This is a genomic window from Yinghuangia sp. YIM S09857, from assembly GCF_051388915.1.
Taxonomy (GTDB): domain Bacteria; phylum Actinomycetota; class Actinomycetes; order Streptomycetales; family Streptomycetaceae; genus Yinghuangia.
On record NZ_JBPKBH010000015.1, the window covers coordinates 134,286 to 159,234 of the forward strand.

13 protein-coding genes are annotated in these 24,949 nt (G+C 72.7%); 3 read left to right on the forward strand and 10 right to left on the reverse strand.

Features of this window, described 5'->3' with window-relative positions; translation table 11 throughout:
• From ACRX5S_RS28165 to ACRX5S_RS28180, 4 genes are all read right to left on the reverse strand, one after another.
• The coding region (locus ACRX5S_RS28165) for a Gfo/Idh/MocA family oxidoreductase (protein WP_436775928.1) at positions 1-814 on the reverse strand (814 nt) is incomplete at its 3' end.
• Positions 811-1,965, reverse strand: coding sequence for a saccharopine dehydrogenase NADP-binding domain-containing protein (locus ACRX5S_RS28170; protein ID WP_436775929.1), 1,155 nt, complete (start codon positions 1,963-1,965; stop codon positions 811-813). The genes ACRX5S_RS28165 and ACRX5S_RS28170, both read right to left, overlap by 4 nt.
• Entirely contained in the window at positions 1,962-7,424 is a 5,463-nt protein-coding gene (locus tag ACRX5S_RS28175) for an amino acid adenylation domain-containing protein (RefSeq protein WP_436775930.1), read from the reverse strand. Before ACRX5S_RS28175 ends, ACRX5S_RS28170 begins: the two co-directional genes overlap by 4 nt.
• Positions 7,421-13,996 carry an amino acid adenylation domain-containing protein gene (locus ACRX5S_RS28180; protein WP_436775931.1) on the reverse strand — a complete coding sequence of 2,192 codons (6,576 nt, stop codon included), beginning with the start codon at positions 13,994-13,996 and terminating at the stop codon, positions 7,421-7,423. The genes ACRX5S_RS28175 and ACRX5S_RS28180 overlap by 4 nt, the downstream gene beginning before the upstream one ends.
• A 212-nt stretch (positions 13,997-14,208) precedes the next feature.
• Here ACRX5S_RS28180 and ACRX5S_RS28185 point away from each other — a divergent pair, with 212 nt between their 5' ends.
• Positions 14,209-15,828: a (2,3-dihydroxybenzoyl)adenylate synthase gene (locus tag ACRX5S_RS28185; protein ID WP_436775932.1), complete on the forward strand. Its 1,620-nt coding sequence runs from the start codon at positions 14,209-14,211 to the stop codon at positions 15,826-15,828.
• A gap of 5 nt (positions 15,829-15,833) precedes the next feature.
• Here ACRX5S_RS28185 and solA read toward each other — a convergent pair whose 3' ends face one another.
• Positions 15,834-16,985, reverse strand: coding sequence for an N-methyl-L-tryptophan oxidase (gene solA / locus ACRX5S_RS28190; RefSeq protein WP_436775933.1), 1,152 nt, complete (start codon positions 16,983-16,985; stop codon positions 15,834-15,836).
• 36 nt (positions 16,986-17,021) lie between these two features.
• Positions 17,022-18,089, reverse strand: a complete 1,068-nt coding sequence (locus tag ACRX5S_RS28195) for an LLM class flavin-dependent oxidoreductase (protein ID WP_436775934.1) — start codon at positions 18,087-18,089, stop codon at positions 17,022-17,024.
• A gap of 220 nt (positions 18,090-18,309) precedes the next feature.
• Here ACRX5S_RS28195 and ACRX5S_RS28200 point away from each other — a divergent pair, with 220 nt between their 5' ends.
• Positions 18,310-19,527, forward strand: a complete 1,218-nt coding sequence (locus ACRX5S_RS28200) for a DegT/DnrJ/EryC1/StrS family aminotransferase (protein WP_436775935.1) — start codon at positions 18,310-18,312, stop codon at positions 19,525-19,527.
• 153 nt (positions 19,528-19,680) lie between these two features.
• Entirely contained in the window at positions 19,681-19,872 is a 192-nt protein-coding gene (locus ACRX5S_RS28205; RefSeq protein WP_436775936.1) for a tautomerase family protein, read from the forward strand.
• Positions 19,873-19,902: 30 nt separating this feature from the next.
• On the opposite strand, the gene ACRX5S_RS28210 is transcribed toward ACRX5S_RS28205, so the two are convergent.
• From ACRX5S_RS28210 to ACRX5S_RS28225, 4 genes are read right to left on the reverse strand one after another with little or no spacing between them, the layout of a single operon-like run.
• On the reverse strand, positions 19,903-21,489 hold the full coding sequence (locus tag ACRX5S_RS28210; protein WP_436775937.1) for an ABC transporter ATP-binding protein: 1,587 nt from the start codon (positions 21,487-21,489) through the stop codon (positions 19,903-19,905).
• Entirely contained in the window at positions 21,486-22,322 is an 837-nt protein-coding gene (locus ACRX5S_RS28215) for an ABC transporter permease (RefSeq protein ID WP_436775938.1), read from the reverse strand. Before ACRX5S_RS28215 ends, ACRX5S_RS28210 begins: the two co-directional genes overlap by 4 nt.
• Positions 22,319-23,266: an ABC transporter permease gene (locus tag ACRX5S_RS28220; RefSeq protein ID WP_436775939.1), complete on the reverse strand. Its 948-nt coding sequence runs from the start codon at positions 23,264-23,266 to the stop codon at positions 22,319-22,321. The genes ACRX5S_RS28215 and ACRX5S_RS28220 overlap by 4 nt, the downstream gene beginning before the upstream one ends.
• Positions 23,267-23,306: 40 nt before the next feature.
• Complete coding sequence (locus ACRX5S_RS28225; RefSeq protein WP_436775940.1) at positions 23,307-24,899, reverse strand: ABC transporter substrate-binding protein; 1,593 nt, start codon at positions 24,897-24,899, stop codon at positions 23,307-23,309.
• Positions 24,900-24,949: the final 50 nt, after the last annotated feature.

Below are 24,949 nucleotides of genomic sequence, written 5' to 3' on the forward strand. Positions count from 1 at the left end.
TCGGCAGGTCGAAGCGCGCCGTGCCGGCGCCTTCCAGGACGAAGCGGCCTTCCACGTCCCGGTCGGCGTGCAGGCGGGGGCTCCACAACACGGGCCCGTGGGTGTCCGCGAGGGTGAGTACGCCGCCCGCGGTGCCGATGGCCACGCGATGCCACAGCAGGGCGTGGTTGTCCCGGTCGGCGGGGTCGAGCTGGTGGTGCACGCGCAGCGTCAGCGGGACGCCCGCGAGCGTCCCGTGCAAACTCCGGAACGGATGCCCGGGTTCCGCGGGCGCCGGGTCGCCGATGTGCCACGGCCGGACCGCCCCCAAAGCGGCGCCGAGGATGTCCACCAGCGGGTGCAGAAGGTGCACAGGAGTGGCGGCGTCGACGAACAAGGGGGCCTGACGCTGCCGCAACTGCCGTGCAGCAGCAAGGAATCGGCGCACAGGTTCGACATGGCGGTAATGGGTGTTGACCCGGTACTGCACGCCGTGCTTCCGGGCCACGCGCAGGCACTCGGTGAACTCCGCCAGATGCAGCGGGTGTTCCTGGAGCACGTGCACACCGCGCCGCATGAGTGTCTGCGCGAGTTCGGTGCCCGAGCCGCCGGAGATCGCCGCGCCGACCGCGACGCAGGCGATGTCGACGTCCTCCGGGAGGGTGTCTGAAGAGGTGTGGAAGGGCACGCCGAGCCGGTCGGCGAGGGCGCGGGACGCCGCCGAGCCGCGGGCCAGGATCGCGGCCAGTTCGTACTCGCCGGGCCGTCGTGCGATGGCTTCGAGGTGGAAGCGGCCGAAGTTGGTGCCGCACACCACCACGCGTCGCGGGCTCAAAGCTCGCCTTCCTCGTCCTCGTACGGCTCCGCGGCGTCGGCGCGGTGGATCTCCAGGCGTTCGCAGGCACCGGATTCGCGCAGCCGGGCGGCCACCGCCCCGGCTTGCAGCACCTCGGCGGCGAAGTGCACGCCCGGAGGCACCCGCCCCGTCGCCACGGCGTCGACGGCCGCGGCGGCGACCGTCGCGGTGAGCCGATAGCTGCTGCGCGCGCGCAGGACCAGGCTCCGCGTGCCCATGACGCCGTCGGCGACGCCGGAGAGGGTGAACACCATCGTGTAGAACGGACTGCGCCCGGCCAGGTCCAGTCGGGCGGCCCGCATCATCTCGACGGCGAGCGCGTCCGGATCGTCGCCCGCGTCCAGGCGGCCGGGGAGCCGGCCCAACACCGTACGCACCTGCGGCCCCGGGTAGACGTTGAACCAGTCGACCTCGTCCAGGGCGAGGGCCGCGGCGAGGCGTTCGGTCTCGGTGCTCAGGAAGGGCACCAGGGCGACGTCCCCCGCGAAGTGCGGTGCCCGGCCTCGCTCGTCGGTGCGCAACACGCGCGAGGCCCGGCGCCCGCCGCGCCAGGCGGCCAGGGCCTCTCCGAAGGAAGCGCCGTCGGCTCCGCCCGTGGTCAGCGACAGCATCATGTCCGCCGCGACCGTCGCGGAGCAGTCCTCCATGCCGCCGGTGTACGCGCTCAGCCGGCCCACGTGCTCGAACTCCGCGGCGAGCAGGCGCGGCAGCAGGCTGGACAGTCCGGGCAGGGCACCCGCGGACAGGACCACGACGCGGTCGTCCGACGGCAGGTTCCGGGCGCCGAGTTTCTCCGCCACAGGGTCGTCGCCGGCCACATCGACATAGTGAGCACCGGCGGCGAGCGCGGCTCGGGCGACGCGGTCGCCGAGGAGGTAGCTGGGACCGGCGCAGTTGAGAACGGTCGCGCAGCCCTCGGCGAAGGTGCGCAGGTCGTGCGGGTCGTTTGCGTCCACCGCGACGGTCTCCGCGTCCTTCGCGGGTGGGCAGGTGCACGTGAGCTCCCGCAACGCATCGGCGCGCCGCCCGCCCAACCGCAGGCGCCCGTACCCGAGTTCGGCCAACTCGCGGACCGCCTCGCGGCCCACCGATCCGGTGGCGCCCAGGACGCCGATCACGGGCCCGGTCATCGGGTCACCGCGCCGTCGGTGAGGTCGTCCAGCACCTTGAGGATGCCGGGCGCGTGGTCGACGGACAGACAGCTGAAATGGTCGCCGGGGATGTCGAGGATGCGGAGCTCGCCCAAGGCCAGGTCGTGCCAGTGCTCGGTGACCGCGTCCCGACTGCCGGGGAACGGGTAGGCGCCGCTGTGGCGCAGGAAGGTGATGTCCCCGGCGTAGGGTTCCGCCTGGTAGCGGGTGATCGCGAACACGCTCTGCCGGAACGTGCGGAAAAGCCGGTTCATGTGGTCGGGTTCGTACGTTCCGGCCGCGGCGGGCACCGCGTCGCACATGCGGGTCACGCGGATTTGCCGGGAAACCTCGCCGAGCTCGCGGAAGCACGCTGCGACGGGCGCGTGTTCGCCGTCCAGACCGGCGATCCCGCCGTCGCGCAGTACTCCCGGGCTTCCGGCCAACACGGCGTCCGCCGCCGCCGCGACCGCGTTCTCGTCGGCGGGAAAGCCCAGGTCCGCGGGCGCGATGCCCATCATCACCGCGAACGAGTACTCGGAGAGGATCTCGTCGTCGAGCCGGAAACGCGGGCTGTGGCTGCTGATCACGGTCAGGCTCGCGACGTCGGCGCCGGACTCGGTGAGCCCTCGGGCGACCTCGGTGGCGATCAGGCCGCCCAGGCAGTAGCCGACCAGGTGGAAGGCCTCCGCGCCGGTGGCGGCCAGGGCCTTGGCGTAGTCGGCCGCCAGTGCCTCGATGAGGCCGTCGGGGGGTGCGTCGAGGTAGCCGTCCAGGCCCGGGATCTCCAGGCCGAGCACGGTTCCGCGGCCCGGCGAGCGGCGTCGGATCTCGGTGATCAGTGCGCGGTAGGGCATCACGGTGCCCGTGCCCGCGTGCACGAGGACGGTGACCGGCCCCTCACCGGCGGGCGGGCCGTGCAGGTGGACCAGGGGTGAGGCGGGCGCCTCTTCGGGTGTCGGGGGCCGGTCGGTGCCGGCGGCCCGCAGGTGCGCGGCGAGACCGGCGACCGTCGGGCGCAGCAACATGTGCCGAAGGACCGATTCCCATTCCAGGTCGGCGGCCGAAGGGATGAGTTCGCGCAGCCTGCCGACCATGCGTGCGACCAGCAGCGAGTCGCCGCCGAGAGCGAAGAAGTCGTCGTCTCGGCTGATGGGCTCCACGGCGAGCAATTGCGACCACAGAGCCGCGAGTTCGCGTTCGAGGTCGTCCGCCGGAGGGGCGGAGGCGGTCGGGGCCGCGGCGGTTTCGGCGGGCAGCCAGGACATCAGCCGGGCGCGGTCCACCTTGCCGTTGGGGGTGTGCGGGAGCGCGTCGACCAGATGGAAGGCGGCCGGGACCATGTATTCCGGCAGCCGGGTGGCGGTGTGCCGGGCGAGCTCGTCCGCGTCGGTGCGCACGCGGTCGGTCTTGACGGACGCCAGGAACAGTTCCTGGCCGGTCGCCGCGATCGGGTCGCCGGTGGGCGGCAGCACAAGGGTGTCGTGCACTCCCTGTTCGGCGAGAAGGCCGAGCCATTGGTCGCGGGTGAGGAAGGACTGTCCGGTGGCGGCGCGTACATCGGTCCACGGCGAGCCGGTGAGTTCGAGGAACTCCATGGAGACCATCAGCGGGTAGTGCGCGTCCCGGGTGTTCTCGACGAAGGCCAGCCGGCCGCCGGGGGCGAGGAGCTCGCACAGCCGGGACAGTGCGGTTCCGGCGTCCGTGCTCGCGTGCAGGGCGTCGGCGCACACGATGACGTCGTAGCTGTTGGGGGCATGGCCTTGGGTCCGGGGGTCCTGGTCGATGTCCAGCAGGCCGTAGCGCACCCACGGGTGGTCGACGAAGCGGTCGCGCGCCTCGGCGAGGAAGAACGGCGAGGCGTCGGTGAACAGATAGTCGACTCCGTACTCGGCCAGGGCCGGGATCAGCCTGGTCGTGGTTCCGCCGACACCGCCCGCGACCTCAAGGACGCGCAGCCGGCGCTCGCCCACGTGCGCCGCGGCCGCGGCACGCAGGGCGGCGGTCAGGCCGTGGCCGAGATGCCGGACGGCCAGGTTGTCGCGGTACGCCGACTCGATCGAGCTACGTGAGGCACCGGGGAACAGCAGGTCCCGAATGTCCAGCGAGCCGTCGAGCAGCGCGTCGACGCGGTCCGCGCAGGTCCGCATGGTGTCCAGCAGTTCGGTGCTCCAGTCGACCTCCCGCTCGCGGACGGCCGCCTCCTCCCACGCCGCGGCGAGGTCGCCGGGGGTGACGGCGAGCAGCCCGGTGTACGCGTTCGCCTGCTCCCGCATGCGTCCTTCCGCGACCAGCGCGTCGATCCAGCGACGGACGAGCCGGCGGTGCCGCGCAGTCGCGTTCAGTCCGGCGCAGATCTCGTCGAACGTGTGCGCGTCATCGCCGCTGAACAGGCCCGCCCCGAACAGCGTGCGGGACATCACGGCGAGGGCGACCTCGTCGAGAGTGCCGAGGAACGCGGTCAGGCGGTCCCCGTCGATACTCGCCGCCGCTTCCCGGACGGCTTCGGCGGCCGCCCGGTCGGCGCCGTCCGCCACGGGCACAGGCCGGTCGCGGCGCGCGGGTTCGACGAAGGCGGCCAGCCGCCGGCCGTCGCCCTGGCCGTCCACGACGACCGCGCATCCGCCGACCGCGGGGTGACCGTGCACCGCGGCCTCGATCTCGGCCAGTTCGACGCGGTAGCCGCGGATCTTGACCTGCGCGTCCTCACGCCCCAGGAACTCGATGTCCCCATCGGGGAGGTGGCGGCCCAGGTCCCCGGTGCGGTAGAGCCGTTCGCCCGTCACGGGGTGCCGGACGAAGCGCTCGGCGGTGCGCTCGGCGTCGCCGAGGTAGCCCTCGGCCACGCCGAGCCCACCGATGTACAGCTCACCCGCCACCCAATCCGGCCGGGGACGCAGGTGCTCGTCGAGGACATGGAAGCTCTGGTTGGTGAGGGGGCGCCCGTAGGGGATGCTGGGGCGGCGGCGGTCGACGGCCCCGACCGGGTGGACGATCGACCAGATCGCGCCCTCCGTGGCGCCCCCCAGCGCCACCACTTCGAGCCCGGGGACCATCGCACGGGCGTCGTCCGGCAGCGGGACCGGTATCCAGTCGCCGGACAGCAGCGCCAGCCGGAGCGAGCCCAGTGCCGCCGTGTCCGAACCCAGCCAGTCGAGCAACATGCGCAACTGTCCGGGGACCGAGTTCCATACGGTCACGCCGGTGCCGGCGATCAGTTCGGCCCAGTGGGACGGGTCGCCCCGGCGTGGCGCGTTCGGCAGGACGAGCGCGCCCCCGACCGCCAGGGGCCCGAAGATGTCGTAGACGGAGAGGTCGAAGCCCAGGCTCGCGACGCCGAGTACGCGGTCGTCCGCGGTGACACCGAAGCGGCGGTTGATGTCCGCGACGGTGTTGAGTGCGGCCCGGTGGCTGATCATCACGCCCTTGGGTGTGCCGGTCGAGCCGGACGTGTAGATGACGTACGCCAGGTCGTCGGGGTCGCGACGCTCGACCAAGGTCGCGGTCGCGGCGCCGCCTGCCGGGAGGAGGTCGACGCGGACCGCGGTCACGCCCTCGGGCAGCGGCGCGACCTCGACGAGGTCGGATCGGGTCAGGGCGAGCCGGACCCCGGCGTCCCGCAGGATCGCGTCGCGCCGTAGCGCGGGTTGCGCGACGTCGATCGGCAGATAGGCGCCGCCCGCCAGCAGGGTGCCGAGGACGGCGGCGATCTGCTCCCAGCCCTTGTCCAGGAGAATCGCCACGGGCGTCCGGGGCGCCTGTCCGCCGAAGGTGAGGCGGGACGCCACCACCTCTGCGGCGTCCAGGAGTTCGCGGTAGGTCAGGTCGCGGTCGGCGGCGCGCAGCGCGACGGCGTGCGGCGTCGCGGCGGCCTGGGCCACGAACGCCTCGTGCAGCAGCGCCTCGCTGACCGGTCCGCCTGTGTCGTTGGCCGCGGCACGCCGATCGGCCTGCGCGGGCGGCAGTTCGAGCCGAGCGGGGAGCTCCCAGGCGGCCGGGTCGGTCGCCAGGACGTCCACCAGAGCGGCGAAGGCCGCGAAGGCGTCGTCGGCGAGACCCGCGGGCAGGACGCCCTCGCGGACGTCCCACGACAGCGCGAGGTCCCCGCCGCGTTCCATGACCTGGGCGTCGATCCACACCTGCGGTGTCTGGGTCCGGGCGTGCACGACATCGGCGACGGTTCCGCCGCCCAGGGCGCTGGTGAACACGACGGGCATCAGGACGCGCGATCCGGTGCGGCGGGAGATCTCCGCCAGGACCTCGCCGCCCCCGAACAACGGGTGGGCGAGGTCGTCGAGGAACTGCGCCGCGACGGTGCGGGCCCGGTCGGCGAACCGCTCGTCCGCCGTCAGGTCGACGGCGAGCAGTTCGATGCGGGTGAACTCGCCGACGACGGAGTCCAGTTCGTCGTGCAGTGGAGGACGGTCGACGACCGGCAGGTTGAGGGTGAACCGAGGGTTGCGGCTCCAGCGGCCGACGGTCTCCGCGAACGCGGTGAGCAGCGCGCCGGACGGCGTCACGCCGTGCTCCGCCGCGTGAGCGCGCAGCCGGTGCCAGAGCGCGGCCGGGACGGTGGTCTCCAGGCGGCGGAACTTCGCTCCGCCGACGGTGTCCGCCGGGTCGGCCCAGGGCTCGGCGAGCGGGAGTTCGGGAGCGGGCGGCAGGGCGTCCACGCGGTCCAGCCAGTAGGCGCGGTCGCGCTCGTATCCGGGGGATTCGGTCAGTGCCCGACGTGCCAGGACGTAGTCGCGGAAGGTCACTTCGGGGGCCGCGGGAAGCGTGCCCGGGGCGTTGTACTCGGTGTGGAACTCGGTCACCAGGTTGCGCAGGCTCGCGTGGTCGATGGTGAGCAGGTCGACGGACAGATGCAGGGTCGCCCCCGTATCGGTCCGGGTGACATGCACGGTGTGCGGCAGTCCCTCGCGGGGATGGCCGTCGCGTTCGGCCAAGGCCGCGCGGGTGCGTTCCACCGCGGCGGCGCCGACGCTCGCGCCCTGCCCGCGTATGTCGTCCACCGCGACGACCGGCCGGGGTATGTCGCGCGGCACCTCCTGGTAGCCGTCCGGGTGCACGACGGCCCGGAGCATGTCGTGCCGGGCGAGCAGGGTGCGCCATGCCGCGGTGACACGGTCCGGGTCCAGGTCCGGATAGGCGAGTTCGAGGTAGGCGTGGCAGGCGACGCCGCCGTATTCGTACGCGTCGGCCCGGCCGACCAGATAGGCGGCCTGGAGGTCGGTGAGGGGGAACGGCTCGTGGCGTGCGGCCGGGTCCGGCGTGATGCGGAAGTCCTCGACGGGGGCGGTCAGGTGGGCGAGCAGGACTTCGCGATGGGCACGCAGCGTGGCTTTGCGCTCCTCGGTCATCGCGCCCGCCCTGGCCCGGTAGCGCAGTCGTCCGTCGTCCGCCCAGATGGTGATGCCGGCATCGGAGTAGTCGGCCAGCAGGTCGGTGATGTTCATAGGACCCCGTTCTCGAACTCGGCGGCGTCCGCCGGACCGGTGGTGATGTGTGCCGCGACGCGGGTGGCCAGGGCGGCCACGGTCGGTGCGGCGAGGAAGTGCCGGGTGGGCAGCGGCACGCCGAAACGCCGTTCGACCGTGGCGGCGACCCGGATGGCGGCGAGGCTGTCGCCGCCCAGGGCGAAGAAGTTGGCGTGCCGGTCCGTGACGGCGACACCCAGGTGCTCGGCCCACAGCGCGGCCACCGCGCGTTCGACGTCGCCGGAGGGTGCCTCGCCGACGGTGTCATGGGGGGCTGCCTCGCGAGCCAACTCGCGCAACGCTCCGCGGTCGACCTTGCCGTTGCCGGTCAGCGGCAGCGATTCGAGCACCGTGACGCGAGTGGGGATCGCATAGGGCGGCAGCCGGTCCAACGTCCAGGACATCAGGTCCTCGGGCAGCGTGCCCTCGACAGTGACGAACGCGACCAGGGACGCGGCCGCCCTGCCGCCGATCGCCACCACGGCGGCACGGGTGACACCGGGGTGACCAAGCAGCGCGTTCTCGACTTCGCCGGGCTCGATCCGGTTGCCGCCGATCTTGGCCTGTTCGTCGGCGCGTCCGAGGAACTCCAGCGTGCCGTCCGGCCAGTACCGGCCCAAGTCTCCGGTGCGGTACCACCGTTCCCTGTCGCGGGTGACGAACTTCGCGGCGGTGCGCCGCGGGTCGCCCCGGTAACCGGTGGCCAGCCCGGCGCCCCCGATCCACAGTTCGCCCACGACCAGGTCCGGGACGTCGCGTCCGGCCCGGTCGCAGACGCGGAAGCGCTGGTTGGCAAGCGGGTGGCCGTAGGGGATGGAGGTCCACGTCGGCGGAACCGCGTGCACGGTAAGCGAGTTGGACCAGATCGCGGCCTCGGTGGCACCGCCCATCGCGGTGAAGCGGCAGCGCGCTGCGGTGCGTTCGCGCAACCTTCCGGGCAGATCGAGGCCGATCCAGTCACCGGAGACGAGCGCTGCCCGCAACGTGGTGAGTGCGTGGTCGCCGCCGGGTGCGTTCTCGTCGGCCGCCAGGAGCATGTCCAGCAGCACGGGCACGGTGTTCCAGACGGTGACTCGGTGCTCGCGCACGAGTTCGCGCCAGGTCGCGGGTTCGCGCCGGTCGTCCTCGTGGGGCAGGACCAGGGCGCCGCCGACGGACAACAGCCCGAAGACGTCGAACACGGACAGGTCGAAGTCGAGCGCCGAGAGCGCCAGGACGCGGTCACGGGGTCCGAGGCGGTGCCGGTCGCGAACGTCCGCGACGGTGTTCCACACCGCTGCGTGCGTCATTTCGACGCCTTTCGGCTCCCCGGTGGAGCCCGACGTGAAGATGACGTAGGCGGCTCGGTGCGGCTCGGTCTCAACCGGTGCGGGCAGCGGTTCGGCGGTCAGCGCTTCGGCGAGCGCCTCGCGGTCGAGGACGACGCGCACTCCGGCCGCGCTGAGGATGCGCTCGCGGCGTACCGGCGGCTGCTCGGTGCCGACCGGTACGTACGTGCCCGCGGCGGCGAGCACACCGAGGACGGCGGTGATCTGCGCGGCGCTCTTGGGCAGGGTGACCGCGACCGGCTCGGCGGGCTCGACACCCCTCGCCCGGAGCCACGCGGCGATCCGGAGAGCACCGTCGGCGAGTTCGCCGTAGGTCGTGCTCGCCCCGTCGGGGGCGATGAGTGCGACCGCGTCCGGTTCCGACCGGGCGTGCTCGAAGAACGCCGAGTGCAGCGTGCGCACGGGTATCCCGGTCTCCGTGGCGTTCACCGCGGCACGTACGGCGCGGGTCGCCTCGGGGAGCAAGTCGGGCACGGGCGTGCGCGTTCCCCGGTCTGCGACGTGGTGCAGGAGCCGCAGGTAGGCGTCGAGCATGCCGTCCAGCACCTCAGGGCCGAACGCCTCCTCGACCGCGTCCCAGGTGACGCGCAGGCCGCCGTCCTCCTCGGTGACCTGGTTGTCCAGGCACACCTGCGGCGACTGCGAGACTCCCCACACGCGCGTCGGGAAGGTGTCGGAGAGGTCCATGGACACCCCGTCCCCGACGCCGATCGCGCTGGTGAAGACGACGGGTACGGCCCCTTCCCCGTCGCCACGTCGGGCGAGCTCGCGGAGCAGCCACGCCGGGGAGGCGTCTCGGTGGTCCAGGTCGAGGGCCTGTTGCCGCTGGAGTTCGGTCGCGGCCGGCAACAGGTCGGCGTCGGCTCGGCGGTAGCCGGCCGGGGCGAGCGCGGTGAAGTCGCCGAGCACGCGCGCGATGTGCGGGTGTAGTTCGCGTCGGTTGAACAGCGTCAGCGTGACGGTGACCGCGTCCGATCCGCTCCACGCCGCGAGTACTTCCGCGTAGCAGGCGAGCAGCAGGGTCGAGGGCGTGAGGCCGTCGGCCCGGGCGTGTTCGCGGATCGCCCGCCAGCGGTCGGGCGGGATCCGGAACGTTCGGCGCGTGAACCGCGGTGCGACCACCTCGGACAGCGGCTTGGCGAGCGGCAGGTTCGGGGCGGGCGGTAGTTCGGCGATGCGGGAGGACCAGTACTCCCGCGAGCGGTTCTCGGCCTCGGTGTCGTCGGCGGTGTGGCCGAGGTAGTCGCGGAAGGACACCTCGATCGGCGGCAGCGTCGCAGTCGGATCGCGGTAGAGGCGGTCGAGTTCGGTGTAGAGCGTCATGATCGACAGGGCGTCGAAGACGATGTAGTCGAGGCCGATGGACAACCTGGTGCGCGACTGCCCGTCGGCGCCGGGCCAGCGGACGGCGCGAACCTCGAACAGCGGCCAGGTGCCCAGGTCCAGGACCCGGTGCGAGCCTTCCGCCCGCAGCACCGCCAGAGCCGCCTCCGCGCCGGCGGCGTCCGTGTCGACCACGTCGATCACGAGGTCCGGGACGTCGGCCAGTACCCGCTGCGTGCCGTCCCGGTCGATCACCGCGCGGAGCATGTCGTGCCGGCGAATCAGCGCGCGCCAGGCCCGCTGCATGCGCTCGATGTCGATGCCGGTGCCCTCGAACTCGCTGTAGTGCCAGGTGCCGACGCCGCCCAGGGTGAATTCGGGGGAGCGCCCGGCCAGGTACGCGGCCTGGACCTCGGTGAGCGGGAAGGGGTCGCCGCGGTGTGCGGGGTCGGCCGCGACGATCGCGCGTGCGGCCGCGGGGGAGGGCGCGGTCGTGAGCCGGGCGGCGAAGTCGCGCAGCCGGGGCGAGGTGAACACCGCGGCCACGCTCGCTCCGGCGATGCCCGCCGCCCGCAACCTGCTCAGCATGCGGGTGGCCACCAGCGAGTCGCCGCCGAGTTCGAAGAAGCCGTCGTCGCGGGTGACGGTGGTGGCGTCCAGGAGTTCACCCCAGACCTTGGCCACCGCCGTCTCGATCTCGCCCTCGGGAGGGTCGCCGGCGCCTGATCGGGCACGGTCGGTCCGATCCAGCACCCGCTGCACCGCGCGCCGGTCGAGCTTGCCGTTGCCGGTCAGCGGCATGGCGTCCCACACGTGCACGTGTTCGGGGACCATGTACGGCGGGATCCGTTCGGCGGCCCAGGCGCGCAGCGCGGCGGGGTCGGGGGGCTGGGGCCCGTCCGGCGACACCGCGGCGGCGAGCCTGCGGGCGGGACCCTCGACGACGGTGGCGACCGCGTGCAGGACGCCGGGGTGGCTCTCCAACGCCGCCTCGATCTCGCCCAGTTCGATCCGATGCCCGCGCACCTTGACCTGGTGGTCGGCACGGCCGAGGAACTCCAGGACGCCGTCGTCGCGGTAGCGGGCCAGGTCGCCGCTGCGGTACCAGCGCGTTCCGTCGCGCTCGACGAAGCGGGCGGCGGTGCGCTCGGGGTCCCCGCGGTATCCGTCGGCCACGCCGGCGCCGCCGACCCACAGTTCGCCGACGACCCAGTCGGGACAATCCCGCCCACGGGCGTCGGCGACACGGGCACGGGTGCCGGGGAGCGGCGCGCCGTACGGGACGGACCGCCAGGCGGGGTCCACCTCGTGCACCTCGTACACCGTGGAGTGGATGGCCGCCTCGGTCATGCCGCCCAAGGCGACGAAACGGCATCCGGGCACGAGGGCACGCAGGCGGGCGGGCTGGTCCAGGCCCACCCAGTCGCCGCCCAGCATCACCAGGCGCAGTTCGCTCCCCAGGCCGTCCTCGGCGGCGGCGGTGACGAGCATGTCGAGCAGCGCAGGTACGCAGGACAGGACGGACACGCCGTGGCGCCGTACGAGTTCGGCCCAGTGCGCGGCGTCCCTGCGGTGGGGCTCGTCGACGGTGACGAGGGAGCCGCCGACGGACAGGAAGGCGAACATGTCGTACACGGACAGGTCGAAGTCGAGGGCGGACATCGCCAGGGTGCGGTCCTCGGCCCCGATGCCGAACAGGCTGCCCACGGCGTCGATCGTGTTGGCCGCGGCGCGGTGCGGGACCTCGACGCCCTTGGGTACGCCGGTGGAGCCGGAGGTGAAGATGACGTAGGCGATGTCGGCGGGGGAGGACGGCGCGATGACGGCGGCGGGCGCCTCCCCGGCGGTTTCCTCGATACGCACCACCACCGCGTCCGGGACCGGGTCCACGAGGTGTGCGTGCGCCTCGTCGGTCACCGTGACCCGGGCGCGTGCCGTCCGGTGCATCGTCCGCCTGCGGTGCACGGGTTGGTCCACGCCGACGGGGACGTACGCAGCACCCGCGGCGAGCACACCGAGGACCGCGACGATCTGGTCGATCCCCTTGGGCAGGGTCACGGCCACGGTGTCGCCCGGGCGTACGCCGTCGCGGACCAGGCGGGTGGTCAGGCGCCGGGCGCGTTCGGCGAGGCGGCCGTACGTCCAGGGTGCGTCGTTCGACCCGTCGACGACCGCGATCCGCGCCGGGGCGGTCTCGGCGTGTGCGAAGAACGCGCCGTGCAGCGTGCGGGGTTCGTGCGCCGACGCGTCCGGCTCGGGGCGGCGTTCGAGCTGCGTGGAGGGCGCGAGTGTGCCGACCGGCGCGAGCCACGCCCGTTCGTCGGTGACCAGGGTGGTGACCAGGTCGCGGAAGGCGGCGAACGCGGCCTCGGGCACTCCCGGGGCGAACACGGCCTCGCGCACGTCCCAGTTCAGCAGCAGGCCCTGGTCGAGTTCGGTGACCTGGGCGTCCAGCCATACCTGCGGGCCCTGCGAGATGATCCACACCGGCGCGCCGAACAGCGCCTGGACCTCGGCGTCGAAGACCTCGCCCAGGCCGACCGCACTCGTGAACACGACGGGCGCGAGCACGGGCTCGCCGGTCGTGCGGGACAGGTCGCGCAGCACCTCCACGCCGCCGTACGCGCCGTGGGCCACCGCGGCGTGCATGTCGTCCTGGACACGGCGGGCCCGTTCCGCGAAGGCGGACGGTTCCGCGGTGTCCACACCGAGCATGATCGAGGCGCTGAAGTCCCCGACGAGGTGGCCTACATCGGGGTGCAGCGGTTCGCGGTCGAACAGCGGAAGGTTGAGCAGCAGCCGGGGGCCGGCACTCCATGCGCCGATGACCTCCGCGAAGGCGGCGGCCAGTGCCGCGGTGGGGGCGACGCCGTGACGGCGGGCGTGTTCCAGGAGTGCGGCCTTCGCCCGTGCGTCCAAGTGGTGGTGCAGGCGCTTGGTGCGGTTGAGCGCGGTGTCCTGCGCGTGCACCGGTGTGAGCGGATCGACGACGGTGGGCAGGGCGGGCGGCGCGGGCAGGTCCGTGAGGCGTTGGCGCCACCACTCCCGTGCGCTGTCCCGCGCGTCCGTCCGGGCCTCGGCGTGTTCCGCGAGGTAGCGCCCGTACCCGATCCCGATCGGGGGCAGGGGCCGGTCCGGTGTCTCGTACAGGTGCCGCAGGTCGTGGAGCAGGATGCGCAGGCTCATCGCGTCGCCCGCGATCATGTCGAGGTCGACGTGCAGCCGGGTCCGCCCCTCGGGCAGCAGCGACAGACCCAGCCGGAAGACCTCGCCGGCCGCGACGTCCATGCGGTGGTGCGACCAGGTCTCGCGCAGTTCGGCGAGACGGCGCTCGACCGCGTCGGACGACAGGTCGCGCAGGTCGTGCAGCACCGGTGCGGCCCGCACCTCGTCGGGGGAGGCGTGGTACTGCCGGGCGTCGTCGGTGAAGTGTGCCCGCAGCATGGCGTGCCGCCGGGTGAGCGCGGCCAGGGCCTCGCGCAGCCGGACCGGGTCGACCCCGGATCCGTCGAACTCGGTGTAGAAGTGCGCGCCGACACCGCCGAGCGGTTGTCCGTCCTGCCGTCCGGTCCAGTACGCGTGCTGCATCGTGGCGAGCGGGTACGGCGCCTCGTCGTCGAACGCGACGGCCGCGGCAGGCGCGGACCGCGGTGCGGTGGATGAGCGTTCGTCCAGCAGGGTGAGCCAGTCGGCCAGGGTCGGGCGTTCGACCAGGTCCTCGAAGGACACCGCGATTCCCGCACGCCGCCAGCCGCCGGCCAGCCGGATCAGCGTCAGTGAGTCCAGGCCGAACTCGAACAGGTCGGCAGCGTCCCGGAGTTCATCGGGGGCCAGGTGCAACGCCTGGGCGACCGTACGACGTACGGCCTCGGCGTCGAACGTTCGACGTTCGTCGCTCACGGGCGGTTTCCCTCCAGCTTGTCGGTCGATGGTGCGCACGGCGAAGCCCGCCCCCGGCATGCGCCGGCAACGGGCGGCCCGGTCAGTTGAAAATGATTTTCATATCCGGTATCCACATCCTAAGCACATCCCGACGGCGAACACCAGTGCGGCCAAACGCCGGTCCGCCAGGGCGGTGTGACAGGCAGACAGCGAACCGACGGAGGACACCCGTGACTCAGGACTGGCCCGGATGGCCGGAGGAAAGCGCCCGGCAGTACCGCGCGAAGGGCTACTGGGAGGGCCGCACACTCGGCGACCGGCTGCGTGACTGGGCGGCACGCCACCCCGATCGCACGGCGCTGGTGGACGGCGACCGCCGCTGGACGTACCCGGCGCTGGACGCCCACGTGGACGGGCTGGTGGCCGGACTGCTCCGGCTCGGTCTGCGGCGCGGGGACCGGGTCGTCGTGCAACTGCCGAACGTGGCGGAGTTCGTGCACGTGTGGTTCGCGCTGCTGCGCGTCGGAGCGATACCCGTGCACGCCCTGCCGGGGCACCGGCGGACCGAGATCGTCCACCTGGTCCGCGTGTCGGGAGCGGTCGCCTACGTGGTGCCCGACCTGTACCAGCGCTTCGACCACCGCGCGCTGGCCGGCGAGGTCCTGGCCGAGGAGGGGGCCGAGAGCCTGGCCCATGTGATCGTCGTCGGCGAGCCGGGACCGTACACGAGCCTTGCCGACCTGGTCGAAGCGGACGCACCGGCGCACCACGATCCGGCGATCGGCGCGGAGGACCTGGCGATCCTGCTGCTGTCCGGGGGGACCACCGGGGCGCCCAAACTGATCCCGCGCACGCACGACGACTACGCCTACAACGCGCGCTCCGGAGCCGAGGCATGCGGCCTGGACTCCGAGTCGGTGTACCTGGCGATCCTGCCGATCGCCTTCAACTTCACCCTTGCGTGCCCCGGGGTCCTGGGCACGCTGATGTTCGGCGGCACCGTGGTCCTCGCGCCCACCCCCGCGCCGGAGGCGGCGTTCGCGCTGATCGAACGCGAGGGCGTGACCATCACGGCGATCAACCCTCCGCTGGTCCCGCACTGGTTCGACGAGTACGCCGCGACCGGCCGGGACCTGTCCTCGCTGCGGGTATTGCAGGTGGGCAGCGCACGGCTCGCGGACGACGTGGCCCGTCGCGTCGAGCCGACGCTCGGGGTGCGGCTGCAACAGGTGTTCGGGATGGCGGAGGGGCTGCTCAACTACACCGGCCTCGACGACCCGGCCGCGCTGGTCACCACGACCCAGGGCCGCCCCGGCAGTCCGGACGACGAGATCCGTGTCGTCGACGAGAACGGCGCGGGAGTTCCCGACGGACAGCCCGGCGAGCTGCTGACCCGGGGGCCCTACACCCTGCGCGGGTACTACCGCGCGCCCGAGCACAACGCCGTCTCCTTCACCCCGGACGGGTTCTACCGCACCGGCGACCTGGTGCGCCGCCTGCCCACCGGCCACCTCGTGGTGGTGGGCCGGGTGAAGGACCAGATCAACCGGGGCGGCGAGAAGATCGTGGCCACCGAGGTGGAAGGCCACCTGCTCGCCCACCCCGACATCAGTTCGGCCGCGGTGGTGGGCGTCGCCGACGAGCAGTGGGGTGAGCGGCCGGTGGCCTTCCTGGTGTGCCGCGCGGCCGACACCTCGCCGACCGTGCGCGAACTGGCCGCGTTCCTGGGGGAACGCGGCCTCGCCGCGTACAAGGCACCGCAGGAAGTCGTCACGCTGGCCGCGATGCCGATGACGCCGGTCGGGAAGATCGACAAGAAGGCGCTCGCGGCCTCCCGGGCCGACCGGTGACCCTGCTACCGGAGGAACCGGTCGGGGTCGGCGAAACCGACCCCGACCGGGGGTTCCTCCCCGACCACGAGTGCGGCGAGCACCTCGCCGACCCCGGTGGCGTGCTTGAAGCCGTGGCCGCTGCACCCGCCGCCCACGACCACGCGCGGGTCGCCGCCCGGACGGCCGAGCACGAACTGCCGGTCGGGGGTGCGGGTGAACAGGCAGATCTCACCACGTGCGGGCACCGTCTCCAGGCCCGGGAGGGCCGCCGGCAGTCGCTCGCCGACGCCGGTCCAGTCCGCGCGGCGGAACCCCCGGTCGAGCGATTCGGCATCCACCACGTCGAAGGTCGAACCGCCGTCCTCAAGGCCGAGTTTGACGTCCTCGCCGGCGCGTACGGTTCCGTGCCCCCACAGGCTCGTGCCGTCGTCCAACTCCCGGATGAAGGCCGGGAACCGTGCCAGGCGGAAGTCGTCGGCCGCCTCGGGGCGCGCGGCGAACCACGTCATGGGCATTCGCACCGCCGCGAGGGGGAGTCCGGGCACCAGGCCACCGAGCCAGGCACCGGCGGTGCCCACGACCTGACGAACCCGGAACTCCCGTACGGCCGTTCGTATCCGCACGTGATCCGGCCCCGGCTCGACGGCCACCACGCGCGCGTCCGCGTGGACACGCGCGCCGGCGTCGCTCGCGACCGCGACCGCGGCCCTGATCGACGCCTCCGGCCGTACGAGCCCGGCGCCCGGTTCCCACACCGCGGCATGGCCGTCCGGGAGACTGCCGTGCGCCGGGAAGCGGCGGCGCACCTCGTCGGCGTCCAGGAGCTCCGCCTCGACGCCGTGCGCCCGGGCCACCGCGAGTGCCGCGGGCACGAGGTGGCCCTGCCGGGGACCGGCGAGCAGTCCCCCCGACGCGGTGAAAAGGTCGTCGCCGCTCGCCTTCTCCAACTCCCGCCACAGGTCGAGGGACAGTCGCGCGAGGTCCACCAGGCCCGGGTGTTCCAGGCATGCGGTGCGGAACATCCGGCTGCCGCCGTGCGAGGAGCCGAACGCGTGCCCTGGGGTGTGCCGTTCGAATCCGAGGACATCCACGCCGCGAGCGGCCAGGCGCCACAGTGTGGAGGCGCCGAACGCGCCGAGCCCGATCACCGCGACGTCCGCGTCGAAGTCAGCCATGCGTATCTCCAGTACCGGTGGGGGGAGTCGGCGTCATCACAGATCGGCCAGTCGTGGGGCGACACGCGCGGCGAAGTCCCGCAGCGCGCGTTCGGCCGTCTTCGAGGGCAGCGCCCCGGGGTTGAATTGCAGGCTGACCTCAAGATCCGGCCCGAACACCCCGGCTGTCCAAGCGAGTTGCTCCGCGACATCAGCGCAGGTACCGGCCAGGACCTTGTTGTCGGCCAGGGCCCGGTCGAAGTCGTAGGCCCGCACTTTGTCCACCAGCGCCGCGTAGCCGGGGTAGTCGCCGCCGCCCGCGCCGGGGGCGGCCCACGAGGCCACGGCGGCGGTCATCTTCTCGATGTAGTTGTTCTCCCAGCGGCGGCCGGCCGCCAACGCGGCCTCGCGGTCGTCGTCCAGGTAGCACGTGTACTTGATCTGCACGCGTCCCGGTCCGTCGTGCCCGGCCTCGGCGCGTGCGGCGCGGAAAGCGGCGAGCATGGCCCGCAGCGTGTCGGTGTCGACCACCGACGGCACGACCTGGAGGTGGTGGCCGGCGGCACCGGCCGCCGCGCACGACTCGGTGCTCGTGGTGGCGGCCACGAAGACGGGCGGATGGGGTCGCTGGACGGTGCGCGGCAGCATCGTCACCGGGCCGAACTCGGTGAACTCGCCGCGATGCACGACATCTTCCTCGACCCACAGACGGCGGCACGCCTCCACGTTCTCGGCGAAGCGGGACCGGCTCTGCGCCATCGGCACCCCGAACGCGGCGAACTCCTCGGGCAGGAAGGCGCGTCCGAATCCGACGTCGAGCCGGCCGTGCGAGAGGTTGTCGAGCATGGCCAGCTTGCCCGCGAGCTTGACCGGGTGGGTGAAGGCCGGGACCACCGCGCCGGTGACCACGCGGATGCGGCGGGTACGTGCGGCGATCGCCGCCAGCAGCGTCACCGGGTCGGGGCAGTAACCGCCGTACGCCGAGAAGTAGTGCTCGACGGTCTGCACGTGGTCGAAGCCGAGCCCGTCGGCCACCTCCGCCAGGCGCAGGCAGTCGTCGAAGTACGCGGACGCGGACCGCTCCGCGGGACCGAGTACCGGAAAAAAGGTCAGTCCGAATTTCATGGAAACTCCAGAAGGGAGGGGGCTCGTCGGTATTCAATAAAGCCGTGAACGGAAAAGTCAAGCCGGGCTTCGGGATTCTCCGAGATTTTCAGACGGTGCCGATGGCGATAGCGTGAGCGTGCCTGATCTCGGCTGCCGGAATGCACTCGTCGGCTTCATGCATGCGCTTTGACCTGCCATTTTGTAGAACATTCCATCGATTTCCCAGGAGGGGAGAATCGTGAATTCCGCCATGCGTATTTCTTATCCGAGTCGCGGCGCGGTCCTCGGCCGTGCCGAGACGGAAGCGGTCGCCGAGGTGATAGAAGGGGGCGGGGCGCTGACTCAGGGAATTTGGCGCGACCGTTTCGAGGAGCAGTTCCGCGAGTACGTCGGCACCCGCTACGCCACGAGCGTCACGAGCGGGACCGTCGCCCTCGAAACGGCGCTGCGCCTGCTCGAACTCCGGCCCGGCGACGAGGTCATCGTCACACCGCAGACCTTTCAGGCGACCGTGCAGCCGCTTCTGGACCTCGGCGTGGACGTCGTGTTCTGCGACGTCGAACCCGACACCCTCAACCTGGATCCCGACGCCCTCGCCGGCCTCATCTCCGACCGCACCGCGGCCGTCCTGCTCGTCCACTACGGCGGGCTGCCCGCCCGAATGTCGGAGATCACGGCGTTGGCGCGGCGGCACGGAGCACTCGTCGTCGAGGACTGCGCGCACGCTCTCGGGGCCCGCCACCAGGGTCGACGGCCCGGTTCGCTCGCCGACATCGGCTGCTTCAGCTTCCACGGCTCGAAAGGCATCACCACCCTCGGCGAGGGCGGCATGGTGACGTTCGACCGGCCCGAGTGGGCCGAGCGCCTGGAGCGCGTCCGATCGAACGACACCGACTACGAGTTCCTGCCGTACGCCGGACCCGACAACGCGCCGTCGCTACTGCCGTGGATGCGGTACGCGGACGAGGTGTACCGCCGGACGTGCACCCGGGTGCGCCGGGCCGGGACGAACGCGACCATGTCCGAGGCAGCGGCCGCCGTGGGCGTCGTGCAGTTGGGGCGCATGGCGGCGGCCACGCTGCGCCGCCGGGCGGTGGCCGAGCGGCTCGACGCGGTCGTGGGCGAGTTCGCCGGAACCCGCACCCACCGGGCCGCGGCCGGGGACGAACACGCTTGTCACCTGTACACGTTCTTCCTCGACGACGCCGCCCGGAGGGAGAGCCTGATCCGCGGGCTGGACGAGGCGGGCGTGGAGGTGCAACTGCGTTACTTCCCCCTGCACTTGGTCCCGGAGTGGCGGGCTCGCGGGAACGGACGCGGCGCCTGCCCGGTCGCGGAACGCTCGTGGTTCGAGGCGCAGGTGAACCTGCCCTGCCACCCCGGCCTCACCGACGACGACGTGGACTACCTGGCCCGGACGCTGCGCTCGTGCCTCGCCAGGGCGCTCGCCGACTGAATGACCATCGAGTAGGACCGACCGCGTCGAGCGCACCGACCGCGGGCCGAGCGCGTCGAGCCGACCGACCGCGGCCCGACCGCGAGGAGCCGACCGACCGCGGACCGACCGCTCCGCCTGAAACCGAACCGAACGCCAAAAGGAGACGTGCACATGCCTTTCGTCGAGGTCAAGTTGTATGAGGAGCGGCTGACCCCCGAGACCGAGCAGGCGTTGGTCAGCGGGATCACCGAGGCTGTGGTGGCCGCGCTGGGCGAGAACGCCCGCGCACAGACGTGGGTACTCCTCAGCGGCACGCCCGCCGCGCGCTGGGGGATCGGCGGGCAGCGGGGGGAGGCGCGCTGAGATGCGTCGGGGCCGTGGGCGCACATCCGTTCAGACGGGTGTGGGCCCGCGGTTCCGCCCCGGTACCCCGGGCACAGTCGCCGACTCGGCTCGGGCCAGTGAGGGCGCGCATGCGAGAAGGTGTCGCGTGACGGCCTCACGAGGTCGGGTCAGCACCTCGCCGACCGGACCTGATTCGACCACCCGCCCCCGATCGAGGACCGTCACGTGATCGGCGTGCCGAGCCACCACCGCCAGGTCGTGGGTCACCAGCAGCAGGGTCAGCCCGAGTTCGCGGCGCAGCGAATCGAGCAGGTCCAGCACGGATCGGGCGATCTCGGGGTCCAGCGCGGAGGTGACCTCGTCGCAGATCAGGACCACCGGATCCGCGGCCAACGCCCGGGCGAGGGCGACCCGTTGGCGTTCCCCTCCGGACAGACCGGCGGGTCGGCGGCCCGCGACGTCCGGCGGTAGGCGGACCAGGTCCAGCAGCCGATCGACTTCCCGTTCGGCGCGGGCTTCGTCGAGGCCCCGCAGTGCTCGGAGCGGACGCAGCAGTGCTCCGCGCACCGTCTCGCGCGGATTGAGCGCGCCGACCGGATCCTGCTGGACGAACTGGATGTGCCCGCGCCGCGGGCGAGTTCGGGCGGACGCGGGACCGGGCGAGCCGCTCGCGTCCCAGTCCACGCCACCCGACGCCATCCGGTGGAGACCCGCGGCGCAGCGGGCGAGCGTCGTCTTGCCGGACCCGGACGGGCCGACCACCGCGGTGCAGGAACCGGTCGGAACGCGCAGGGACACATCGACCAGCACCCGTGTGGAACCGTGGAAAGCGGACACGCCGTGGACGAGTAGTCCTCCCGGCGGCGATTCGGTACCCGGAGGCCGCGGGGTGACCCGTACCGGGGCCAACCGCTCCGCCAACACGTCGCGCGGTGCCCCTTCCCGCACCACCCGGCCCGCTTCCATCACCATGACGCGGTCGGCCAGCCCCGCCACCAGATGGAGATCGTGGCTCACGAGCAGTGCGGCCCGACCGTGATCACGCAGCACTTCCGTCACGAGCACGCGGGTGCGTTGCGCGAGGACGCTGTCGAGACCGCTGGTCGGCTCGTCCAGCACCATCAGGTCGGGTGAACCGGCGAGCGCGATGGCGAGGGCGACGCGCTGCGCCTGCCCGCCGGACAGGGAATGCGGGTACCGCCGCAGGAAGGCGCGGTCCACCGGGAGTCCGACCCCGGAGAGAAGCCGCGCGACGTCCGCGCCCACCTGGGCCCGCGTGGCGGCGGCCGGACCGCGCAGCCGAACGGCTTCGGCGACCTGTGCCCCGACGCGCCGCACCGGGTTGAGGGCGGACGCGGGATCCTGGCCGAGAAAGCTCACGGACGCCCCGCGCACGCGGCGCGCGCCCTCGCGGGTCAGCGGGTCCGCGCCTCCGACGCGGACCGTACCCTCGCGCACCCGCAGACCCGGACGCACGTGGCCGAGCAGAGTGAGGGCGAGGGTGGTCTTCCCGGACCCGGAGCGGCCGACGACGCCCACCACTTCGCCCGGGGCGACGGTCAGGTCGACTCCGCGCACGACGGCGGGTCCGCCGGCCGGCGCGACGGTCAGGCCGCGGACCACCGCGAGCGTCATGTCGTTTCCCTTCCGAAGGATTCCGCCAGCCGGTCCGCCAGCAGGTTCACGGAGACCGCGAAGACGACGAGCAGGACCGTGGGAGCCAGGAACGGCACGGTCGTCAAGGGGGCGCCCGGCAGGTTCTCCTGGACCATGCGCCCCCAGTTCGCCGACGGCGCCCCTCGACCCAGGCCCAGGAACCCGGCCGTGGCGCTCAGGTGCACGGCGGCGACCAGACGGATTCCCGCGTCGGTCAGCAGCGGCCCGACCATATTGGGCAGCACGTCGTAACGGAGCACGGACAGCGCGCCGTCGCCACGCGCGCGAGCCGTCTCGACATATCCGCGTCCGGCGAGCCGCTGTCCGGCGGCGCGCACGACGCGGACCGAGAACGGCAGCGTGGTCAACGCGACGGCAGCGACGACGGCGGTGTCGCTCCCGGGGAACCCGGCGGCGAGCACCAGCATCAGCAGCAGCGCGGGCACCGCGGCGAGTATGTCCACGAGCCGCACCAGCAGGTCGCCGGCGCGCTTCCCGGTGAAGGCCGCCCAGAGCCCGACGAGCACGCCGACCACGGTGGTCAGCGTCGTGGCGCACACGCCCGCGACCACGATCGTGCGCCCGCCGTGCAGGACGCGGGAGAGCACATCGCGGCCTAGCACGTCGGTGCCCAACAGGTGTCCCGCACCGGGGGATTCGAACGGCACGCCGACCTGGTCGGTCGGTGCGTGCGGCGCGATGTACGGGCCCGCCAGGGCGACGAACAGCACGAACAGCAGTCCGGCGCCCGCGCAGACGGTCGCGACCTTCGGCCGTGGACGCGGGGGCGCGGCTTCCGATGTCGTCGTCATGCGCGCGCCCGAGGGTCGAGCATTCGCGCGACCACGTCGCCGACAAGCAGGCTCAGAAGCATGACCGCGCACAGCGTGAGCGCGATGCCCTGCACCATGGGCACGTCCCGGCCGGCGACCGCCTGTTGCAGTTCGTTGCCGATGCCCGGGTAGCCGAACACGCTTTCCACCACCACGGTTCCGCCGACGAGGCCGCCGGTGGTCAGGGCGAGTGCCTGGACGGCCGGTGCGAGTGCCCCGGGCAGAACATGGCGCACCGCCAGGCGTACCCCCCGCACGCCGTTCAGGCGCGCCGACTCGATGTAGGGCGCCGTACGGATGTCGGCAACCGTCGCCCGGATGAGGCGGGTCGCGGCGGCCAGGCCGACCACGGACAGCGTCAGCACCGGCAGGACCAGCGCCTCCGGGGCCTGGAGCGGCGACTGCCCCAGCGGCACCAGGGACACCCGCGGCAGCGCGCCGAGCCACACCGAGAGCACCGCGAGAAGCACGCCGGCCGTCACGAACTCCGGTATTCCCACCGCGATTTGCGTGGCCGTGGTGATCCATCGGTCGAGTGCCCCGCCGGCGCGCATCCCCGCGACGAGGCCCAGGACGACGGCGAGCGGCGCGGCGACGGCCAGCGCGAGGCCCGCGAGCAGGGCGCTGTTGGGCAGCCTGGCGCCCACCACGTCGGACACGGGGCGGCGGCCGACCGTCCCGGTTCCCAGGTCACCGCGTACCGCACCCGAGGCCCACTCCCGGTAGCGGTCCGCCGCCGGGCGGTCCAGGCCCAGTTCGGCCCGCAACTGTGCGCGTTGGGCGGGTGCGGCGTCGACGCCCGCCATCACGTCGGCGGCGTCTCCGGGAAGCACTTCGGTGGCGGCGAACACCCCGGCGGACAGCACGATCAGAACGGCGATCGCGCCCGCCGTGCGCCGCAGGACGAAGCAGAGGAGGTTCACCGCGGTCCGCCTGCCGCCGGGTGCCGCCGCCGTGCGGCCGTCATCGCACCGTCGCCTGGCCGAACCCGGGGAACTGCTGGAAGAGGTCGTCGGCGACGCCGGCGACGTTGCGCGTGGCGGCGTTGACGTACGGCTTGAACACCGGCATCACCGTGTTGCCGTCGCTCCACATGGCCTGCTGTGCCGCGGCACCGATCTCCTTGGCCCGCAAGGGATTCCGCTCCGCCCGCGCCTGCGTGACCAGCGCGTCCACGTCGGGGCGGTTCCAACCCAGGGCGCCCGGGGCGCCGCCGGCGGTGGTCACCTGGTACGAGGACAGCGCGGGCACCGGCACGTTGAACGCGGCCGCAAACGGCAGACGGGTGTACGCGGGGAAGTCCGCGAAAAGCTGTCCGGCGGGTAGTTCGCTCAGGGACGCCCGGACCCCGACCTTCTTCAGGTCCTCGATGTACAGCGTCGCGGCCTCGATCATGCCCGGCGTCTCGGGTCCGCTGGTCAGGGTGACCTCCATACCCTCCGCGCCGGCCTCGCGCAGGAGCGTGCGCGCCCGCTCGGGATCGTGGGCGCGCTGCGGGATCTGCCGCGCGTAGTCGGAGAATCCGATCGAGGGCAGGTCGTTGCCGATCGTGCCCCGGCCGAAGAGCACGGTCTCGACCATGGCCTCCCGGTCGACGGCGAGCTTGAACGCCTCCCGCACGCGCGGATCGTCGAACGGTTTGACGGTCATGTTCATCCGGAAGGACAGGCCGACCAGGTACGGGCTTTCGGTCGGCGTCAGCACGACGCGCTGATCGGCTTCAAGAGTGCGCGCGGTCACCGGGGGGAGGTCGTGCGCGAAGTCGACCTGACCACCCGTCAAAGCCCCTGCGCGGGCGTCGCCGGCGACTATGGATCGCAGTTCGAGTCCGTCGAGGTAGGGGCCGCCGCCGAGCGCGAGGCCGTAGAAGTCGTCGTTGCGGGTGAACGCCGCGCCCTGCCCGGGCTCGAACCGGGTGAGCTTGAAGGGACCGCAGGTCGGCGTCCTGGGGGAGTACTCGGTCGTACCCTCCTTCACCACGAGGAAGTTGCCCTGGCACAGGATCAGCCGGCCGTCCGCGATCGGCCTGCGGGTCGGCAGGGTCACGGTGAGGTCGCCCTCGACCCGGGCGCGGTCGAGGTCGAAGTTCGCGGTCGGCATCTTGTAGACGGGCAGCGGACTGGCCTGGGCCGGTCCGGCCAGGGAGTACAGGACGTCCCGCGCCGTCACCGGCGAGCCGTCGGTGAACCGGACGCCCGGCCGCACCCGCAGGGTGTACGTGGCCAGGTCGTCCGATACGTCGATGCCTTCCAATACGCCGTAGCGGACGCCGTCCGGCGCGCTCGGGTCCAGGTTGCCGAGGCTGCCGTGCCATGCCCGGGCCCGGACGAAGTCCATGGGTGTCGGTCCGCGGAAGTGGTCGAGCGTCTCGGCGGCGCCGCCGCCGACGAAGGCGGCGCGCAGGGTTCCCCCGGGCTGCTTGCCGCGCCCGGCCTGGTCCGCGGCCGGGTCCGCGTCGTCGGAGCAGGCGGTGAGCAGCGCCGATCCGGTCGCCAATGCCAGTGCGCCGCCCGCGGTGCCGAGCACGAATCGGCGGCGATCAAGGTTGTGGGACATGACTCTCCTGGTCGTGAGGTGCGGATGCCGTGGGATCGGTGCAAGTCGGA

Bases quoted from the DNA above. Each gene is read 5' to 3' on its own strand.
- ACRX5S_RS28170 (WP_436775929.1), bottom strand. From the start codon at position 1,965: ATGACCGGGCCCGTGATCGGCGTCCTGGGCGCCACCGGATCGGTGGGC.
- ACRX5S_RS28175 (WP_436775930.1), bottom strand. From the start codon at position 7,424: ATGAACATCACCGACCTGCTGGCCGACTACTCCGATGCCGGCATCACC.
- solA (WP_436775933.1), bottom strand. From the start codon at position 16,985: ATGGCTGACTTCGACGCGGACGTCGCGGTGATCGGGCTCGGCGCGTTC.
- ACRX5S_RS28195 (WP_436775934.1), bottom strand. From the start codon at position 18,089: ATGAAATTCGGACTGACCTTTTTTCCGGTACTCGGTCCCGCGGAGCGG.
- ACRX5S_RS28205 (WP_436775936.1), top strand. From the start codon at position 19,681: ATGCCTTTCGTCGAGGTCAAGTTGTATGAGGAGCGGCTGACCCCCGAG.
- ACRX5S_RS28210 (WP_436775937.1), bottom strand. From the start codon at position 21,489: ATGACGCTCGCGGTGGTCCGCGGCCTGACCGTCGCGCCGGCCGGCGGA.
- ACRX5S_RS28215 (WP_436775938.1), bottom strand. From the start codon at position 22,322: ATGACGACGACATCGGAAGCCGCGCCCCCGCGTCCACGGCCGAAGGTC.
- ACRX5S_RS28225 (WP_436775940.1), bottom strand. From the start codon at position 24,899: ATGTCCCACAACCTTGATCGCCGCCGATTCGTGCTCGGCACCGCGGGC.